The organism is Shewanella sp. ECSMB14101, from assembly GCF_000773485.1.
In the GTDB taxonomy this organism is placed as follows: Bacteria; Pseudomonadota; Gammaproteobacteria; order Enterobacterales; family Shewanellaceae; genus Shewanella; species Shewanella marisflavi.
Map to the genome: position 1 here is coordinate 160,239 of NZ_JSFF01000004.1, position 16,533 is coordinate 176,771.

At 47.9% G+C, this 16,533-nt stretch carries 16 protein-coding genes and 1 pseudogene; 9 read left to right on the top strand and 8 right to left on the bottom strand.

Annotated features, from left to right (window positions below):
* Positions 1 to 263 precede the first annotated feature (263 nt).
* The gene (gene sodB / locus NY07_RS05595) at positions 264 to 848 is read right to left on the bottom strand and encodes a superoxide dismutase [Fe] (RefSeq protein WP_033538359.1); all 585 of its coding nucleotides are present in this window, start codon (positions 846 to 848) and stop codon (positions 264 to 266) included.
* A gap of 231 nt (positions 849 to 1,079) precedes the next feature.
* On the opposite strand from sodB, the gene NY07_RS05600 reads away from it, so the two are divergent.
* On the top strand, positions 1,080 to 1,430 hold the full coding sequence (locus NY07_RS05600) for a Grx4 family monothiol glutaredoxin (RefSeq protein ID WP_033538360.1): 351 nt from the start codon (positions 1,080 to 1,082) through the stop codon (positions 1,428 to 1,430).
* 74 nt (positions 1,431 to 1,504) lie between these two features.
* Here the strand turns inward: NY07_RS05600 and NY07_RS05605 are convergent, their stop codons facing one another.
* Positions 1,505 to 2,734: a uracil-xanthine permease family protein gene (locus NY07_RS05605; RefSeq protein WP_033538361.1), complete on the bottom strand. Its 1,230-nt coding sequence runs from the start codon at positions 2,732 to 2,734 to the stop codon at positions 1,505 to 1,507.
* 195 nt (positions 2,735 to 2,929) lie between these two features.
* On the opposite strand from NY07_RS05605, the gene NY07_RS05610 reads away from it, so the two are divergent.
* Positions 2,930 to 4,024: a DUF2066 domain-containing protein gene (locus tag NY07_RS05610; RefSeq protein WP_033538362.1), complete on the top strand. Its 1,095-nt coding sequence runs from the start codon at positions 2,930 to 2,932 to the stop codon at positions 4,022 to 4,024.
* A 66-nt stretch (positions 4,025 to 4,090) separates the two neighbouring features.
* Positions 4,091 to 4,801 (top strand): DnaA inactivator Hda, encoded by a 711-nt coding sequence (hda, locus tag NY07_RS05615; RefSeq protein ID WP_033538363.1) that lies wholly within the window; start codon positions 4,091 to 4,093, stop codon positions 4,799 to 4,801.
* 93 nt (positions 4,802 to 4,894) lie between these two features.
* Here the strand turns inward: hda and NY07_RS05620 are convergent, their stop codons facing one another.
* From NY07_RS05620 to NY07_RS05630, 3 genes are all read right to left on the bottom strand, one after another.
* Complete coding sequence (locus NY07_RS05620; RefSeq protein WP_033538364.1) at positions 4,895 to 5,266, bottom strand: DUF2069 domain-containing protein; 372 nt, start codon at positions 5,264 to 5,266, stop codon at positions 4,895 to 4,897.
* Positions 5,267 to 5,278: 12 nt separating this feature from the next.
* A complete protein-coding gene (gene arsC / locus NY07_RS05625; RefSeq protein ID WP_033538365.1) occupies positions 5,279 to 5,626 on the bottom strand; it encodes an arsenate reductase (glutaredoxin) in 348 nt (115 codons plus the stop codon).
* A gap of 85 nt (positions 5,627 to 5,711) precedes the next feature.
* A complete protein-coding gene (locus NY07_RS05630; protein ID WP_181404216.1) occupies positions 5,712 to 7,121 on the bottom strand; it encodes a M48 family metalloprotease in 1,410 nt (469 codons plus the stop codon).
* A gap of 229 nt (positions 7,122 to 7,350) precedes the next feature.
* Here NY07_RS05630 and NY07_RS05635 point away from each other — a divergent pair, with 229 nt between their 5' ends.
* Together NY07_RS05635 and NY07_RS05640 are read left to right on the top strand one after the other, a co-directional pair.
* Positions 7,351 to 7,572 (top strand): sulfurtransferase TusA family protein, encoded by a 222-nt coding sequence (locus tag NY07_RS05635; RefSeq protein ID WP_033538367.1) that lies wholly within the window; start codon positions 7,351 to 7,353, stop codon positions 7,570 to 7,572.
* 112 nt (positions 7,573 to 7,684) lie between these two features.
* Positions 7,685 to 8,770 (top strand): AI-2E family transporter, encoded by a 1,086-nt coding sequence (locus tag NY07_RS05640; protein ID WP_033538368.1) that lies wholly within the window; start codon positions 7,685 to 7,687, stop codon positions 8,768 to 8,770.
* A 63-nt stretch (positions 8,771 to 8,833) separates the two neighbouring features.
* Here NY07_RS05640 and NY07_RS18865 read toward each other — a convergent pair.
* Positions 8,834 to 9,721 (bottom strand): annotated as a pseudogene (locus NY07_RS18865) (LysR family transcriptional regulator ArgP).
* Positions 9,722 to 9,845: 124 nt separating this feature from the next.
* Here NY07_RS18865 and NY07_RS05650 point away from each other — a divergent pair.
* On the top strand, positions 9,846 to 10,457 hold the full coding sequence (locus NY07_RS05650) for a LysE/ArgO family amino acid transporter (RefSeq protein ID WP_033538369.1): 612 nt from the start codon (positions 9,846 to 9,848) through the stop codon (positions 10,455 to 10,457).
* Positions 10,458 to 10,512: 55 nt separating this feature from the next.
* On the opposite strand, the gene bcp is transcribed toward NY07_RS05650, so the two are convergent.
* A complete protein-coding gene (bcp, locus tag NY07_RS05655; protein WP_033538370.1) occupies positions 10,513 to 10,986 on the bottom strand; it encodes a thioredoxin-dependent thiol peroxidase in 474 nt (157 codons plus the stop codon).
* The gene (locus tag NY07_RS05660; RefSeq protein ID WP_033538371.1) at positions 10,983 to 11,537 is read right to left on the bottom strand and encodes a glycine cleavage system protein R; all 555 of its coding nucleotides are present in this window, start codon (positions 11,535 to 11,537) and stop codon (positions 10,983 to 10,985) included. Before NY07_RS05660 ends, bcp begins: the two co-directional genes overlap by 4 nt.
* A 242-nt stretch (positions 11,538 to 11,779) precedes the next feature.
* On the opposite strand from NY07_RS05660, the gene dapA reads away from it, so the two are divergent.
* The 3 genes from dapA (at position 11,780) to NY07_RS05675 (ending at position 16,397) form a co-directional block, all read left to right on the top strand.
* Positions 11,780 to 12,664, top strand: coding sequence for a 4-hydroxy-tetrahydrodipicolinate synthase (dapA, locus tag NY07_RS05665; protein ID WP_033538372.1), 885 nt, complete (start codon positions 11,780 to 11,782; stop codon positions 12,662 to 12,664).
* Between the two features lie 4 nt (positions 12,665 to 12,668).
* Positions 12,669 to 13,790 (top strand): outer membrane protein assembly factor BamC, encoded by a 1,122-nt coding sequence (bamC, locus tag NY07_RS05670; RefSeq protein ID WP_033538373.1) that lies wholly within the window; start codon positions 12,669 to 12,671, stop codon positions 13,788 to 13,790.
* 243 nt (positions 13,791 to 14,033) lie between these two features.
* Complete coding sequence (locus NY07_RS05675; RefSeq protein ID WP_033538374.1) at positions 14,034 to 16,397, top strand: EAL domain-containing protein; 2,364 nt, start codon at positions 14,034 to 14,036, stop codon at positions 16,395 to 16,397.
* The last annotated feature ends 136 nt before the right edge of the window (positions 16,398 to 16,533 follow it).

Here is a 16,533-nt window from a genome sequence, read left to right on the forward strand (position 1 = left end):
AAATCAGTGACCTACTACTTATAATAGTCGCAATATGAGATCTGGGTATCAAAAAAGTACAATAAAAACAATGACAAATCGTTGCAAATGCAATTGTTGCAACTGTAGTGAGCAGGTGACAGTGGATTGCTTTAGATAACAAGGCTTAGTCATAAGGCATGAAGAGTGCTTGAGGGAGCTTTAGTGAAACCGGGTTAGACCGATAGATAAAATCCCATAAAAAAAGGAGCCTAAGGCTCCTTAATTAAGGTAGTTAATGAGGATTAACTAGCGAAGTTGCTGTTTACGAAATCCCAGTTAACCAGGTTCCAGAACGCTGCCATGTAGTCTGGACGAACGTTACGGTAATCGATGTAGTAGGCATGTTCCCATACGTCTACAGTCAGCAGAGGTGTAACGCCTTCTTCTGTCAGAGGCGTTGCAGCATTACTGGTGTTCACGATTGCAACGCTACCGTCAGCCTTCTTAACTAACCAAGTCCAAGCGCTACCGAAGTTATTAACAGCTGCGTCAGTGAACTGAGCCTTGAATGCATCGAATGAACCGAAAGCGGCATCGATTGCAGCAGCGATATCGCCAGTGGCTGCGCCGCCGCCATTAGGTGACAGACAGTTCCAGTAGAAAGTGTGGTTCCAGATTTGAGCTGCATTGTTGAAGATGCCGCCAGTAGAAGTCTTGATGATCTCTTCTAGGCTCTTCTCGGCAAGTTCAGTGCCTTCAACAAGACCATTTAGTTTCACTACATAGGTGTTGTGATGCTTACCATAGTGGTACTCGATGGTTTCTTGGGAAATATGGGGCTCGAGTGCGTTCTTCGCATAAGGCAGTGCTGGTAATTCAAAAGCCATGTTTTTTCTCCATTGACATTCAATTGTCTTTTTAGGTTTGCTCACAAGGGCACATTCTACCTGATAAAATTGTGATGTGAATCATTGTTTGGTTGATTTTTTAGATTAATTCAATCGGTAATCTAACTTAACCAATATCCCTGAAAAAAGTAGGTTTTTGTTATGATAGAACCTAGCGTACAATAGGCTAAATTTGTTGACGTAGCTTTGCTGCAAAATTTAGGAAAGAAGATGGACACAAACGAAACTGTAGAAAAAATCAAACAGCAAATCGCTGAAAATCCTATCATCCTCTACATGAAAGGTTCTCCTAAGCTACCTAGCTGCGGATTTTCTTCACAAGTGGCGCAGATCATGATCAACTGCGGTGCACAATTTGCCTATGTTGATATTTTGCAGCATCCAGATATCCGTGCAGAGCTGCCTAAGTATGCTAACTGGCCAACTTTCCCACAGCTGTGGGTGGAAGGCGAGCTGATTGGCGGTTGTGATATCCTGACTGAAATGTATCAAAAGGGTGAGTTACAAACCTTGATCGCCGATACCGCCGCGAAATACGCGAGCGAAGAAGGCGAAGCTTAATCAGCCTCAGGCCTAACCAAGCGATAGATAAAAGCCCTTCCTAAGAAGGGCTTTTTTGTGTCTAAAGCAAAAGGTTAGGCAACTTCTTGTTGTGGCTTACTCTGAGGAAGCAGGAGGTTCATGGTAATGGCCACAATCCCGCAAAGGCTGATACCTGTGAGGCTGAATGAACCAATACCAAATGCCATGCCACCAATGCCAAAGACCAGAGTGACACCAACGATGCAAAGGTTTCTTGGCTCGCTGAGATCAACATGATTTTTGATCAAGGAGTTCAGACCAACTGCGGCGATTGAACCAAACAGCAAACACATAATCCCACCCATCACAGGAACAGGAATGGTTTGCATCAGGGCACCAAGCTTACCAATAAAGGCCAGTAAGATGGCGGTAATGGCGGTCCAGGTCATGATCACAGGATTAAAGGATTTCGTTAGGGTAACGGCGCCAGTCACTTCAGAGTAGGTGGTGTTTGGCGGTCCACCTAAGGCTGATGCAGCGATAGTCGCAATGCCGTCACCGCTTAGGGTACGGTGCAGACCGGGCTTTTTCATGTAGTCTTTGCCTGTCACGTTAGATATGGCCAGAATATCGCCGATGTGCTCTACCGCTGGAGCAATAGCGACCGGGATCATGAAGGCGATCGCGTGCCAGTTAAATTCGGGGGCAACAAAGTTAGGCATGGCCAACCAACTTGCCTGGGCAACTGGAGAGAAGTCCACCACTCCGAAGAAGAGGCTTAGGCCGTAGCCGACTATGATTCCAGCTAAAATTGGCATGAGTTTGACTATGCCTTTAGCAAAGATTGCCACGGCGATGGTGGTCAGCAGTGATGCTAAAGAGATGATTAGGGCATGTTCTGGATCCACCAAAACCAGCGAGCCGTCACCACTCTTTCCTAAGGCCATGTTAACGGCTACGGGGGCCAGACCCAGACCGATAACTATGATCACCGGGCCTACAACTACAGGGGGCAACAGGCGCTTAATAAAGCTGTCACCTCTTAATTTCACCAGACTGGCTAATATCAAATAGACACAGCCTGCCGCCATTAATCCGCCCATAGTGGCTGGAATCCCCCAGGTTTGTGCGCCGTAGAGGATAGGAGCGATAAAGGCGAACGAGGAGGCAAGGAAGATGGGGATTTGACGCTTTGTGACCAGTTGAAATAGCAGAGTACCTATACCTGCGGTAAACAGGGCAACATTGGTGTCGAGTCCGGTAAGAAGCGGCATCAATACCAGTGCGCCAAAGGCGACAAATAGCATTTGTGCGCCCTGTAGGGGAATTGCTAAACGTTTCATTGTTATTCTCTTTTTAGGCTAAACCGTTCAATGTTATCGTTTTGCTAAGATGTTTGCACATATCTTGATCACATTCTGCGGCGAGCCTTTGCCAAAGAGACAAAAAAAGCCTTTTTGACCCTTATCGAACACAGGCATGGCTTAGGCTTATGTGTTACACTCCCGCCATTGTGTTCGTCAATAGAATAGATACGGATGTTTAAGAGTCTTATTTCTGTCGTGATCTTTGCCCTTGTGTGTGCATCGAGTCTGAAGGCGTCTGCGGTTGAAGTGGCCGAGCTCGACAAGAGTGCGGTTAAGGTTGCCGATCGCAGCCAGCAAGAGAAAAATCAAGCCTTAAAACAGGCGATGCAAGATGTGGTATTGAAGAATACCGGTAATAGAGAGGCCCTCGACGCCCCCCTGGTTCAACAAGCTATTGCCGAGCCTACCGCCTATATACGTCAATTTGGTTATCAAGAACGGGAAGGCCAGCAATATCTGCAGGCATCGTTTGATCATACCAAGATCATCAATCTGTTAAGGCAAGCCCAGCTTCCAGTATGGGGTAAGCAGCGTCCATTGACCTTGCTTTGGTTGGCACAAGAAAATGACGGTCAGCGTGAACTGTTAAATGACTCCTCCCTGTCAGAAAACCGCGCCTCGATAGCTGATTTTTCTCAGGCTCGAGGTTTACCTATGATGCTGCCTATTATGGATCTGGACGATTCAATGGCCATTAGTGTAAATGATGTCAGAGGCATGTTTGCCGATCAGGTCGCTAAGGCCAGTCAGCGTTATCACAGCGATTATTTTGCGATGGTCTCTCTTGATAGCACTCCAGACGGTCAGTTCAGTTATAACTTAACCTTATATCCGGCCAGTAGCGAACAGCCTCTGTTCAATCCATTGGTCACTCAAACGGCTCAAGTGGTGGATGTCGATGCCGCGTTAAGCGCTATCTTTGAGGCCATTAGCCAGTATTATGTTGAGCGTTATGCCATTGCCGATAGCGGTGAGGCTAACACTACACAGGTGACCTTTATCGACATTACTGACCGCCAACAGTTGCTGGATATTGAAAGCTATCTGCGCCAGCTCAGTGCTGTGAAGTCTGTTTCCCTGACTCGTTTGCAAGGGATCACCGCGGAGTTTTCATTGCAACTTTTTGGTAGTGAGGAAGATCTATATCGTCTCATTAGCCTCGAGCCAAGGATCCATAGCCAGGATAAGTTGAATGCTGAGCCAATGTTAGATCCGTTATCATCGTCACAGACTCCGCCTCAGGAGTATATCTGGCAAGGCCGTTAATGTAAGCTGGGCGGCCATTGTTTGCTTGCCCATGCATAGTACTAATTACATCGAGATTGAGAATACGTGTCACCCCATTCACCGTTACAGCTATCTTTACCTGTTTATCTGCCCGACGATGAAACCTTTAACAGTTATTATCCGGCGGCAGGTAATGACGAGCTAATCCAGAGCCTGCGGGGGTGTGCCGAAGGGAGCGCCAATAATGCGGTATACCTCTGGGGACCGGTTAAGTCGGGCCGCACCCATTTAATGCATGCTACCTGTGCCAGAGCCAATGAGCTTAATCGCAACAGTTTCTATCTGCCGTTGGGGATACATGCCAGTATCTCTACTGAGCTTTTAGAAGGCTTGGAGCAGGTGGATCTTGTCTGTATTGACGATATCGATGCCATTGCCGGCCATCCGCTGTGGGAAGAAGCCCTATTTGATTTGTATAACCGAGTCGCAGAGCAGAAGAGTTGCGCCCTAGTGGTCAGCGCCAGCGCCTCAGCTAGTGAGAGCGGTTTTGCCTTGCCAGATCTGGTATCGCGCATGCAGTGGGGGCTCACCTATCAACTGCAACCTATGGCCGATGAAGAGAAATTGGCTGCCTTGCAAAGGCGTGCCGCGATGAGAGGCCTGCAGTTACCAGAAGATGTGGGGCGCTTTTTGCTGAACCGCTTAGCCAGAGATCTACGCACCCTGTTTGATGTACTCGACCGCTTGGATAAAGCCTCTTTAGTTCATCAGCGTAAGTTAACCATCCCCTTTGTTAAAGAGATGCTTAGGTTATAACTGCAGCAGTAAAAAGCTGCTGTTCATCAGGCATAAGAAAGGCACCCTAAGGTGCCTTTTTGCTGTCTGTATTACTGTCTTATTCGCTATCTGCTATTTTTGACGTTTCTTAAGGCCCAAGCCTAACTCGCGGCCACGAATACGGGCGTAGAAGGGCAGAGTGACCATCAGCAAGCTCAGGAGCAGCACCTCTACCACAGCAAACAAACGGGCGGTCTCAGTGACATAGAGCAAGGTTAAGCCATGCAGCATGTAGAGACAGATGATAAAGCTGGCCCAGGCATAGGTATATGGCTTGCCGGTTAAGATCCCCTTAAGCGGTGCCAACAGTGGCAAGATCCACAGTAGACTAAAGATTAAGGAGTATTGTCCGGTGAGGCCCTGGTTGCCAAACCAAGCGATCATAAGTAAAAGCAGTGCAACATAAGCGGCGCGGCTGATCTGAAACAGTGTCTTTGAACTCATATCAGGTGGCACCTATAGGATCGCCAGCACGCTTTCAGGCGGTCTGCCGATGGCTGCTTTGTCATTGGCCAGTACGATAGGACGTTCAATCAGCTTAGGGGTATCGACCATGGCTTGGATAAGCGCCTCGTCCTCTTCGACTGTCGCCAGGTTTTGAGCTTTGTATTCCTCTTCCTTGGTACGCATCAATTCCCGTGGGGAGATCGCTAACTTATCCAAGATGCTGCGGATCTCAACCTTAGTCAGTGGGGTTTTTAGGTATTCGATGACTTGGATGTCGCAGCCCTGTTCTTCGAGTAGTGCCAGGGTTTGACGGCTTTTTGAACAACGAGGGTTATGAATAATGCTTACTTGCGTCATGACTGTTCGGTCCGTTAGAGAAATTTGCCGATATTCTACTTGAAAAGGTGAGCCGAGTCACAGGGAGTTGGCTCACCCTCCTGGGCTAAAGTAGATCAAGTGCCTTCTTGGACTGTTTAAATTGGCGAATTCTCGCCTCAATTTTTGCCAGTTGCAGCGGCTTTTGCTCAGATAAACGATAGGCAAAGTTGAGTTGATCGATCGCGCCGTCGTAGTCGGCGGCCAAGGCCATAGACTCGGCTTTAACAAAATGTTCCATGGCGCGATTACCCGTTTGCTTATAAGCATCACTGAGCAGTAGCAGTGGCAACTGATTTTGTTTGTCGAGGAAGATCATATCCTCCAGCAAGGGGATAGCCTTGCGAGCTTGATTCGCTTCAATCAGTGCATTGGCCAGGTTGATATTAATCACCTGCGAAGTGGGTTTTAACTTGCGTTCCTGAGTTAATAGATCAATCGCTTGCTGGTGCTGCTCCCTTTCAAGTAGCAGATCTGTCTTGGTATCGATATAGAAAAGATTGTGAGGGTCGTTCGTCAGAAGCTCATCAATGATCTTCTCAGACTCCTCGGCCTTATCGGATCGAAGTAAGGCGAGGGCGAGGCCATATTGCGCCGCCTCTCTAAACTGATAGCTGTTCTTCCTCAATTGCCCCTTAAACAAGGCAAGTGCGGCCTCTTCACTGTAGCTGGAGAAGCGCACCTGAATACGGGCCTTGGCGAGTTGGAAGTCCAGATTATCGGCGATATATCTGTGGGGATACTGTGCGGCACGGTTTCTGGCTTCGGCGATACGAGACTCGGGGAGAGGGTGAGTCAATAACATTTGAGGCGGTTTAGTGGTAAAGCGGTATCGGGTAGCGAGTTTGGCAAAGAAATCTGACGCACCGTTAGGATCGAAACCGGCATCTACCAAGATCTGCATGCCGATGCGGTCGGCTTCTTTTTCATGCAGACGGGTATAGTTAATTTGCGCTTGTGTTGCCAAGGCTTGAGTGGTGGCCATGGCGGCCATACCGACTTGAGGTGCGGCGATAGTGAGCAGTATCGCCCCTAATAAACCCGCAATGGTGGCGGGTGAACTCTTCTGCTGCGCCTCTATCGATCGCGCTAAGTGCCTTTGAGTAACGTGGGTGATTTCGTGTCCTAACACCGACGCTAGTTGGCTTTCGTTGTCTGCATTGAGAAATAGTCCCGTATGTACGCCAACATGTCCACCGAAGAAGGCGAAGGCGTTGATCTCATCATTACGCAGCATGAAAAAATAGAAGGGGGTCTTCACCCCTGTGGCGTGAGCCACCAGTCTGTTACCCAGTTCGGTGAGATATTGATTTAATACAGGATCGTTTAGCATGGGCGCCGAGGAGCGGATCACCCGCATATAAGCGTCACCATAACTGCTCTCTTTTTCCAAACTGAAGGTATTAACCGCTGCCGTGCCAAGATCTGGGAGGTCATTGTTGGCAAAACCTAAGGGCGGGTTAAAAAACAGTGCCATTGACAGTGCACCGGCAACCAGGGATTTTGCTTTGTTTACTTTACTCAAACTTATCCTTAGCGGTTAATATGTAACTTACTTTGATTATTGGAGCCCAAAGCCACTAATTAGTTCAGCTTGCTGGCAAAATCTGACACTAGCGAGTCAGTACAGCATGTCGATATTGTTAGCTTGTGGTTTCACTGGAGACTTAGGATAATAGCGCGAGTTTGCCTTTAGCAAGATCATTATGACTTTTATTGACTTAACCCACTACCGATGTCCCTTAGCCTTAGTTAAGCTAAAGATGGCGTTGAAACAGTTGCCAGATGAAGGTGAACTCAAGGTTTCCTTAGCTGATGCAGGCTCACGGCAAGATGTGCCCAGGTATCTGGTGAAGGCCCAGTGGCAATTTGCCGAGATACAAAATGATGCACAAGCTTTAGTGTTATCTATCAAGAAAGGCGCCTAATCTCATTTGGATGATAGGCATGAATGTAAGTTAAACCGTTTTTTATGGCGTCATTTAGCAACAGAGGCTAGATAAAGCTCTGTTTGCAGTGGTTTCTAATTAGGAAGTGTAGATGTTTTCGATAATTACCAATTGGTATAAAGAGCGATTTAGCGATCCCCAGGCAGTGACCTTAGTACTTATTTTGCTAGGGATCGCCTTGACCATCTATTTTGCGGGGGGCTTATTGGCGCCGCTGCTAGTGGCATTAGTGCTGGCGTTTTTGCTTGAGTGGCCCGTGGCACAAATGGTGAGAATAGGAATAAACCGCACGACGGGAGCCTCTTTGGTATTGGTGCTGTTTGTGGGAGTGATGTTGCTTGTTACCTTCGGGCTGGTGCCTAGTATCTGGAAGCAGGGGGTCGCCTTGGTGACAGACCTGCCCACCATGTTGGATAAAGGTTTTATTACACTCAAAGGTTTTGTCGAGCGCTACCCACAGTTTTTAAGTGTAGAACAGCTCGATGCCTCGGTTGGTGAGATTAAAAAGCTGCTTGATACCCAACATATTTTTGATCTGGGCAAACAACTCCTCGGCTACTCGGCGTCTTTGTTAGTGCTCATGGTGTACGCGATTCTAGTGCCGTTATTGGTGTTTTTCTTCTTAAAAGATAAAGATGAGCTGATAAAAGGCAGTAAGCGCTTTATTCCTTCCAATCGTCAATTGGCTCGTAAGGTATGGGTAGAGATGAATCAGCAGATCTTTAACTATATTCGCGGCAAAGTGATTGAGATAGTGATCATCGGCGCGGCCAGTTATATCTTCTTTGCGGTGATGGACCTGCGTTATGCAGCCCTACTTGGTGTGTTAACGGGATTTTCTGTACTCATCCCTTATGTGGGCGCGACCTTGGTGACTTTGCCTATTGCGCTGGTGGCCTTTTTTCAGTGGGGCTTGAGTCCTGAGTTTGGTTACCTGATGTTGGGGTATGGCATCATTCAGGCGCTTGATGGCAACCTCTTAGTGCCTATCCTCTTCTCCGATGCGGTGGATCTGCACCCTGTGTTTATTATCGCTGCGGTATTGATATTTGGTGGTCTTTGGGGGGTATGGGGCGTCTTCTTTGCGATTCCGCTCGCCTCCCTGGTAAAGGCTGTGGTCAATGCCTGGCCTAAGGTCGATAAAGGTGACCAGAATACTGAGCAGACAGCCAGTTAATCGCCGATTGACTAGACCTAAGAGGGAGCCTGTTGGCTCCCTTTTTGTATCTTAGGTTCCCTTTTACTTTAAGGCTTGTTTAGCGGTAGCCGCTAAGGCGCGATAGACGAGCGTGGTTTGTTTGGCCTTGATGTTCCAGTGCTGCCAGAAAAGGGGCACGCTCATGGCGCAATTTGGCGCTATGACTTGCAGAGCCCCGCTTTTTAGCAAAGGCTCAGCCTGCAGGTGGCCGACCAAACCATAACCCATGCCTTGTATGATGGCCTCAAGAAAACTTTCAGATGAGGGAATTTGATGTTCGCGCCACTGCTCTGGCTCGATGGCGAAAAATTCGCCGAGAAACTTCTCATGTAACTTGTCTTTAGTGGAAAACACCACCGCCGGTGCCTGTCGCAGACTCTGTGGGGTCACGCCATCGGCAAAGTAACGCTGGATAAACGCTTGGGTGGCAACACATTGATACTCCATTTGTCCCAGGTATTCGCTGGAGCAGCCCGCTAGCGGTGCCTCTGTAGTGGTGACACAGCCTACGGCTTCACCGCTTTTAAGCAAGTGATGGGTATAGGATTCGTCGTCGACGATCAACTCTAACAACTAACGGTGGCGCTTAAACAGTTCGGCAATGGCGGGTAGAAACCAGGTGGCCAGGCTATCGGCATTTACGGCTATCTTAACCACTGTGGGCAGCGAAGGATCGTCGGCATCTATCTCGGCGCTAAGTTCACTCTCAAGCAGACTCACCTGAGCATAGTGGCGCAGCAGACGTTTACCCATGGGAGTTGCCTGTACCGGATTACTGCGGATCAGCAAGGTTTGTCCCACACGCTCTTCCAGAGCCTTGATTCGTTGTGATACCGCAGATTGGGTAATGAAGAGTACCTTGGCGGCGCGTTCGAATCCCCCTTCAGTGATCACCACACTCAGGGCTTTTAAATGAGCATAATCCAGCATAAATGATCTCAATAGGTATAATAAGCGGTGCTAATGATACATTAAAATTATTAGCTGTGTTTATTTATCCAGACTGGCTATGCTTGCCGCCATTGAACAGTGACAGATTGATGGAGTGTAAAAAGTGCAAGCCTTTATTCAGGGGATTGGCGTTGGCGGCAGCTTAATTATCGCCGTGGGGGCACAAAATGCCTTTGTGTTGAAACAAGGGTTAAAACAGTCGCATTCGCTGCCTATTGCAGCCCTGTGTTCTTTTATTGATGCGGTGATGATCACCGCCGGGGTTGCGGGTCTGGGCCACCTTATCCTGGCATTTCCGTTAATTAAGGATATCGCTAGCATTGGCGGCGCCATTTTCTTACTGGCTTATGGAGCCCGGGCTTTACGATCTTCGTTTCATGCCCAGGGACTGGATACGGAGGCAACGCAAGGAGCGGATACTCTGAGGGCGGCGATTTTAACGACGCTCGGTATAAGCTTGCTTAATCCTCATCTCTATTTAGATACCGTGGTGCTGCTGGGTAGTATCAGTACTCAGTTTGAGCAAGAGGATAGGCAACTGTTTGGAGCTGGTGCGGTGCTGGCGTCATTTGTGTGGTTTTTCGGTCTGAGCCTAGGGGCGAGATATTTAAGTCCGCTATTTAAACAACCTAAGGCATGGTGTTACTTGGATCGTTTTATCTGTCTCACCATGTGGGGCATAGCTGCGGCGTTATTATGGCCATACATCAAATAATTTAATCTAAAAAAAGCCGGCATTGCCGGCTTTTTTGATTTTCGTAAGTCAATGCTTAACTGTTTTGTTGAATATAGTTCAACACCACTTCATGGTGATCTTTGGTCTTAAACTTATCAAATACATGGGCCACCTTGCCATCTTGTCCGATGAGGAAACTAAGACGGTGAATTCCATCGTAGATTTTACCCATAAACTTCTTTTCTCCCCAAACGCCAAAGGCGTCGGCGACAGCGTGATCCTCATCGCTGAGCAGGCTAAAGTTAAGTTCATGCTTGTCAGCGAAACGGCCAAGTTTAGCAACAGGATCTGGGCTAATCCCAAATACGGTGACCTTAAGGTTGTCTAGCTCAGGCTTGGTATCTCGCAGGCCACAGGCCTGAACGGTGCAGCCAGGGGTGAGTGCCTTGGGATAAAAATAGACAAGCACAGGTCCCTGTTTAAGGGCATCTGTTAAACTGATGGCCTGATCATTTTGATTGTGCAAGGTAAAGTTTGGCGCGACATCGCCTTTCATTAAGGTCTTCATAGATCATCCTTAGGTTGTGTTTCGATACCCTGCATACGTTCGATATGGCAGCTTAGGTTCATCTCTTCGGCGAGAGAGGCGATATTTTGTTCGAGTTTTTCGATATCGACCTTTTCTGGCACATTGATAGTGAGGAACACATTCTGCACAGGCTCGCCATCTGGCGTTTCTTCGGCGTGGGAGCGAACTGCGGCAAGATCGAGCGAACGATCCGCTAGGAACTGGGTGATTCGATTCATGGTGCCACGTTGGTCTTTACCGTTGAAGGTGACTTCGAGACGAGAGATATAGTTAGGCGGCGTGTGTTGTGAACAACGCTTCATAACAGTCAGCAGGCCGAGTTCTACACTCAGGGCTGGCAAGCTGGCTTCCATCTTAGTGATCGATGCCCAGGCGCCCGAAATCATCATGATCAGTGTAAACTCGCCACCAAAGAGAGCCATTCGGCTATCGACAATATCGCAGTCACATTCGCTTGCGAGTCTGGCAAATTTACTGACGATACCAGGACGATCTGAACCCAGTGCGGTAACGACCAGATGATTGGACATGAAACTCCCCCGTTGATTGGTAACTCATTGTACAAATAAACGCCGATTGAATAATTCGTCGTTTTTAAGGAGGGTTATGCTAACACATGTTATCAGTTTTGAGATCCCTGTCGTGATAAAGAGTCAAACAATTGACCTACAGCGTCTGCTGTTATCATTCTCAATGATCTTGGGATACTTATGCTTGTTTTTACCTGTTAGCATCAGTACCATAGCCAGTCCTGAATCCTTGGGGAAATCACATGATAAACGGAAGCATCGTAGCCTTAATCACTCCCATGAATAGTGATGGCTCTGTCGATTACGCCAGTCTCGAGAAGCTGGTTGAATACCATATTGAGCAAGGTACTGACGCCATTGTTGCCGTTGGTACGACTGGCGAGTCTGCCACTTTACCTATTTCAGAACATATAGAGGTGGTTGCCCACACGGTTAAATTTGCCGCAGGAAGGGTACCCGTTATCGGCGGTAACGGTGCCAATGCAACCGCAGAAGCGATCGAACTGACCAAGGCCCAAGCCAACCTTGGGGTTGCGGCCATGTTAGGTGTAACGCCTTACTACAACAAACCCACGCCTAAGGGGCTTATCGCTCATTATCGTGCGGTAGCGGCGTCTACTGATATTCCGCAAATTCTTTACAATGTGCCCGGACGTACGGCAGTCGATATGCTGCCAGAAACCGTAGCTCAGTTGGTTGAAGTGCCCAATATCATTGGTGTTAAGGAAGCCACCGGCGATCTGAGTCGTGTCGCTAAGCTGCGTCAGCTGTGTGGTGACGACTTTATGCTTTACAGCGGTGATGATGCTACGGCGCGGGAATTTCTAACCTTAGGTGGTAATGGGGTTATTTCGGTAGCTAACAACATAGTGCCTAAGCAGTTTAAGTTAATGTGTGATGCTGCGCTAAAAGGTGATGTTGACGCTGCTCTGCAGGCAGAAGCACCGATGAAAGATCTGTTCAAAGCACTGTTTTGCGAAGCCAATCCCATTCCGGTTAAATGGGCCGCTCATCGTATGGGGTTGATTAGCCAAGGACATATTCGCTTGCCGTTAACGGAACTTTCTGATGAATATCATGGTCTGTTGCTAGAAGCGATGAAAAATGCCAGAATAGAGGTTCAATAATTAAATGCTAAAGCAAGTAACCCCAATCTTACTGGTCGCCGCCGTAACGGCTTGCAGTACACCTATCGACAGACGCCAGGCCAATGGCGATGACGACTATGCTAACGTGACTGTACAGCCTAAGCTGGTGATCCCGGCGGGATTGAATGAGCCTAAGTACAATACCGAATACGAGATCCCACAGGTCGGTCGCAAGGCTGATAAAAACCTGGTGGGTAAGAAGCTGGATATTCGTCCGCCGCTGCAAGTATTGCCTATGGCAGAAGGTACCCATGTAGAAGAATCCAGTGACAGCATTAAGATCGTGGTCGAGTCTATCGACAATGATATCGATCTACGCACTGAAATTTTTGGTATCTTGGATGAATATTTTAATCAGCATAATATCAAGCTGGTAAAAGAAGACAGAGAAAGTGGCATCATCGAGACTGATTGGATAGAAAATCAAGAAGTTATTGAGACCTCTATGTGGGGCGCCGATGAGGTTTACTCTGTGCGTCAACGCTATCGATTCAGCGTAAATGTGCGTCCTCATGGCCGTAACGGTAATCTTGCTATCGAATTAATTGATCACGAAGAGAGCTTCGATGGTAAGGCGCAGGATATCTTGCTAACTGGTGAAGATAAGCGTCGTTACACCGTTGATATGCTTAACAGCACCATCGCCTACATGAGCATTAAGCGTGCTAAGGCGATTAAGGCCAAACGTTTACGTGATAGCCTGGGCATAGATGTTGAGATGGTGAAGGCGTCAGAAACGAGCGATGCTGAGACAGCCGAGATAAGTTACTGGTTAGCCGATGCTAGTTTCAGCCGTACTTGGGAGCGATTACGCCTGGTACTGCCAGAGATGGGCTTTGAAATTGTCGACATGGACAATAACAAGGGGCTTTACTATATCAATGTCAATGATGATTCAGGTTTCTGGAGCTCACTGTGGAGCGAGAAGAAGCTGCCGATAGAAGAGGGTTCTTATCGCTTGCAAATTGAGCAAGATAAAGTAGATGTGAGTAAGACACGCATCTATCTAAAAGATAAAGAAGATGAGCCTGTATCTAACGAGGTGGTCGAGGCCGTTTATAGCGGTTTAGCCGAGCTGATGAACGAAGATCGCAAAGTCAGATAATCCATTGCAGATATAAACTAGAAAAGAGGCCTTAGGCCTCTTTTTTTTGGCCTGAAAAGGCAGTTAGCCGAAGGAAGCCAAGATTGCGGTAAACTTCATCCGTTAAGACAGAAACTCAGTGAGTCGTTAGACGAAACAACTACCTCTTTGGTAGTGGCGAAAATGGCGGGTCAGCCATCTATGCCATATAGTTATTGAGATTGTCATTCATTAGTCTGATACCACAATAGCGCCGGAGTAGGCATGGGATCTAAGGTTCAACTGCAGGATGTCGAAGCTAAGTATTTAAAGGTGATTAGTGAATTTGCCATCGACATGCTTTCACTGAGTGGCGTGGAAGAGATCCTATGGCATTTGGCACAAAATGTGGTGTCACAACTTGGGTTCGATGATGTGGTGGTCTATCTATTGGATCAAGAGCGTGGATTGCTGGTGCAAAAGGCCACCTTCGGTGCGAAAAACCCCACTGCTCACGAGATCCTCGCGCCCATAGAGCTCAAAATCGGCGAGGGCGTTGTCGGCACTGTGGCCAAGACAAAGCAGCCTCTGATCGTCGCCGACACTCGCCAATTCCCTAATTATATTGTCGATGATGCCCCAAGGTTATCTGAGTTAGCCGTGCCCATGCTGGTAGACGGTGAGGTAATAGGGGTAATAGACACTGAGCATCCCAAGAAGAATTTCTACACGGCGCAGCATGAGCATATTTTATTTGCACTGGCGACTATCACGGCGCTGAAGATCCATCGAGCGAATAATCTGGTTAGCTTGCAAAAGCGGATAGAGGCGCTGGAGTACACCAGTAAGATCCAGGACACCCTGTTTGCGATAGCCGAGATCATCTTTGAGACAGATTCGATCAAACACTTCTATAGCAAGCTACATCAATGTATCTCTCGGCTTATTTTGGCGGACAATTTCTATGTCGCGCTAATGAGCGACGATGGTCACTTCTTACATTTCCCCTATCATGTGGATGAATATGATGAGGTGCCTCAAGATGCCCAGTTCGCCATGTCGCCGGCGGAGCTCGGCATCACTGGGTATGTGCTGCTGAAAAATAAGCCCTTGTTGGCAGATGAAAACAAGCTTAAGCAGATGGTGAGTGATGGGGATATAGTGATCAACGGCGCGCTCCCCCTCGCCTGGCTGGGTGTTCCTTTTGACAGTGACTCCTGTCGCGGCATTGTTGTGGTGCAGAGTTATCATGGTGATTACCGTTATCGTGAAGAGGATCTGCAGTTACTGGTTTTTGTCGCTAAACATATCTGTAATGCCATCGCCAGAATGCAGCTGAAGTCCCGTCTAACCGAATTAGCCCTGCAGGACAGTTTAACCAAGTTGCCTAATCGCAGTTTATTCATTGATCGTTTAGGCCAGGCGTTACGTACTATCACTCAGACAGAAGAAAATGCGCCTCTTGGCTTCGGCCTGGTGTTCTTCGATATCGATCATTTTAAAGCGGTAAATGATGCTTACGGCCATCAAATTGGTGATGAGTTGCTTAAGTTGGTTGCCAATCGCGTCAGAGGGGCATTGCAAGCCCATGATACCCTCAGCCGCCTTGGGGGAGACCAGTTTGCATTGCTGCTCGAAGGCATTAGCTCTCCCTCTGAATGCTATGACAGGGTTGAGGCGCTGCGCCAGCAGATGATGGAGGTGCATGATTTGGGGGGGATCTCTATTTCTCTCTCGTTTAGTTTGGGGATGGTGACCTGTTTTTCTCCGCACCAGAGTGAATCGTCGCTGATGCGCCAGGCCGACCAGGCACTGCTAAGTGCTAAGCTGCAGGGGCGGGCGCAAATGTGTCAGTTTGACACGGAGCAGGAGAGTTGTGATGAGGAGCAATTGGCAAAAGCCTTCATGGAGGCAATTGCAAACGGTGAACTTTATTTGGAGTTTCAGCCCCTGTATCGCTTCAAGGATGGAAAACTGTTTGGCGCCGAGGCGCTGCTGCGTTGGCGACATCCAACACTAGGAATTATCTCGGCAAAGCGATTATTGCCTCAACTGAGGCACCAGGAAGGGTTAGATTCGTTAGATAACTATGTGGCGAAACAATTACTGGCGCTGCTGCAAAATCACCATGACGCTTTTCCGCAGGGTTTTAGGATCAGTCAGAATATTGCCTGTGATGGTCGCTTTTTGCTCGACAGTCTAGAAGGGCAAGGCGAGCTGGGGGTTAAGCTTGCAGGCTTGTTAGCAATAGAAGTGGCTGAACCGAGTCTAGCTACCGAGATGGGGGAAGTGTCGGCACTGATAGCCAGAGCGAAACGCCTTGGCATTCAAGTTAGTTTGGATGATGTTGGCGCAAGCCATGCAAGCCTTCATTATCTGCAGCGTTTTCGCTTCGATCGCCTAAAGATTGCGCGCAGCCTCATCAGCCCCATGGTGATGGCTTATGACAACAAGGTGATATTTGAAACCATTATTAACCTTGCCAATACACTTAATATTGAAACCGTAGCGCAAGGAATTGAAACACAAGAGCAGTATCAAACGTTGCAGAGCTTAGGTTGCGACTATGGTCAGGGACAGTTTATGAATCCCTCTATGAGCGCGGAAAACCTATTGCTTATGCTGAAAGAGGCACCTTTTTATAGATGATATGTGCGAGTGTGAAGAGGAATAGGGAATCCTCTCTGGTGTTGGAAAATCGCCCTGAGTGTAAACCAAGCGTTAAGTTTGTAAGCAAAAGTAAAACGCCTTGAAGCACTTAGATTACTAGGTAAACTACCGTTAA

Bases quoted from the DNA above. Each gene is read 5' to 3' on its own strand.
- NY07_RS05675 (WP_033538374.1), top strand. From the start codon at position 14,034: ATGGGATCTAAGGTTCAACTGCAGGATGTCGAAGCTAAGTATTTAAAG.
- dapA (WP_033538372.1), top strand. From the start codon at position 11,780: ATGATAAACGGAAGCATCGTAGCCTTAATCACTCCCATGAATAGTGAT.
- NY07_RS05620 (WP_033538364.1), bottom strand. From the start codon at position 5,266: ATGAGTTCAAAGACACTGTTTCAGATCAGCCGCGCCGCTTATGTTGCA.
- sodB (WP_033538359.1), bottom strand. From the start codon at position 848: ATGGCTTTTGAATTACCAGCACTGCCTTATGCGAAGAACGCACTCGAG.
- NY07_RS05635 (WP_033538367.1), top strand. From the start codon at position 7,351: ATGACTTTTATTGACTTAACCCACTACCGATGTCCCTTAGCCTTAGTT.
- bamC (WP_033538373.1), top strand. From the start codon at position 12,669: ATGCTAAAGCAAGTAACCCCAATCTTACTGGTCGCCGCCGTAACGGCT.
- NY07_RS05610 (WP_033538362.1), top strand. From the start codon at position 2,930: ATGTTTAAGAGTCTTATTTCTGTCGTGATCTTTGCCCTTGTGTGTGCA.
- NY07_RS05660 (WP_033538371.1), bottom strand. From the start codon at position 11,537: ATGTCCAATCATCTGGTCGTTACCGCACTGGGTTCAGATCGTCCTGGT.
- bcp (WP_033538370.1), bottom strand. From the start codon at position 10,986: ATGAAGACCTTAATGAAAGGCGATGTCGCGCCAAACTTTACCTTGCAC.
- NY07_RS05640 (WP_033538368.1), top strand. From the start codon at position 7,685: ATGTTTTCGATAATTACCAATTGGTATAAAGAGCGATTTAGCGATCCC.
- NY07_RS05605 (WP_033538361.1), bottom strand. From the start codon at position 2,734: ATGAAACGTTTAGCAATTCCCCTACAGGGCGCACAAATGCTATTTGTC.
- NY07_RS05600 (WP_033538360.1), top strand. From the start codon at position 1,080: ATGGACACAAACGAAACTGTAGAAAAAATCAAACAGCAAATCGCTGAA.
- NY07_RS05630 (WP_181404216.1), bottom strand. From the start codon at position 7,121: ATGGCACTGTTTTTTAACCCGCCCTTAGGTTTTGCCAACAATGACCTC.
- arsC (WP_033538365.1), bottom strand. From the start codon at position 5,626: ATGACGCAAGTAAGCATTATTCATAACCCTCGTTGTTCAAAAAGCCGT.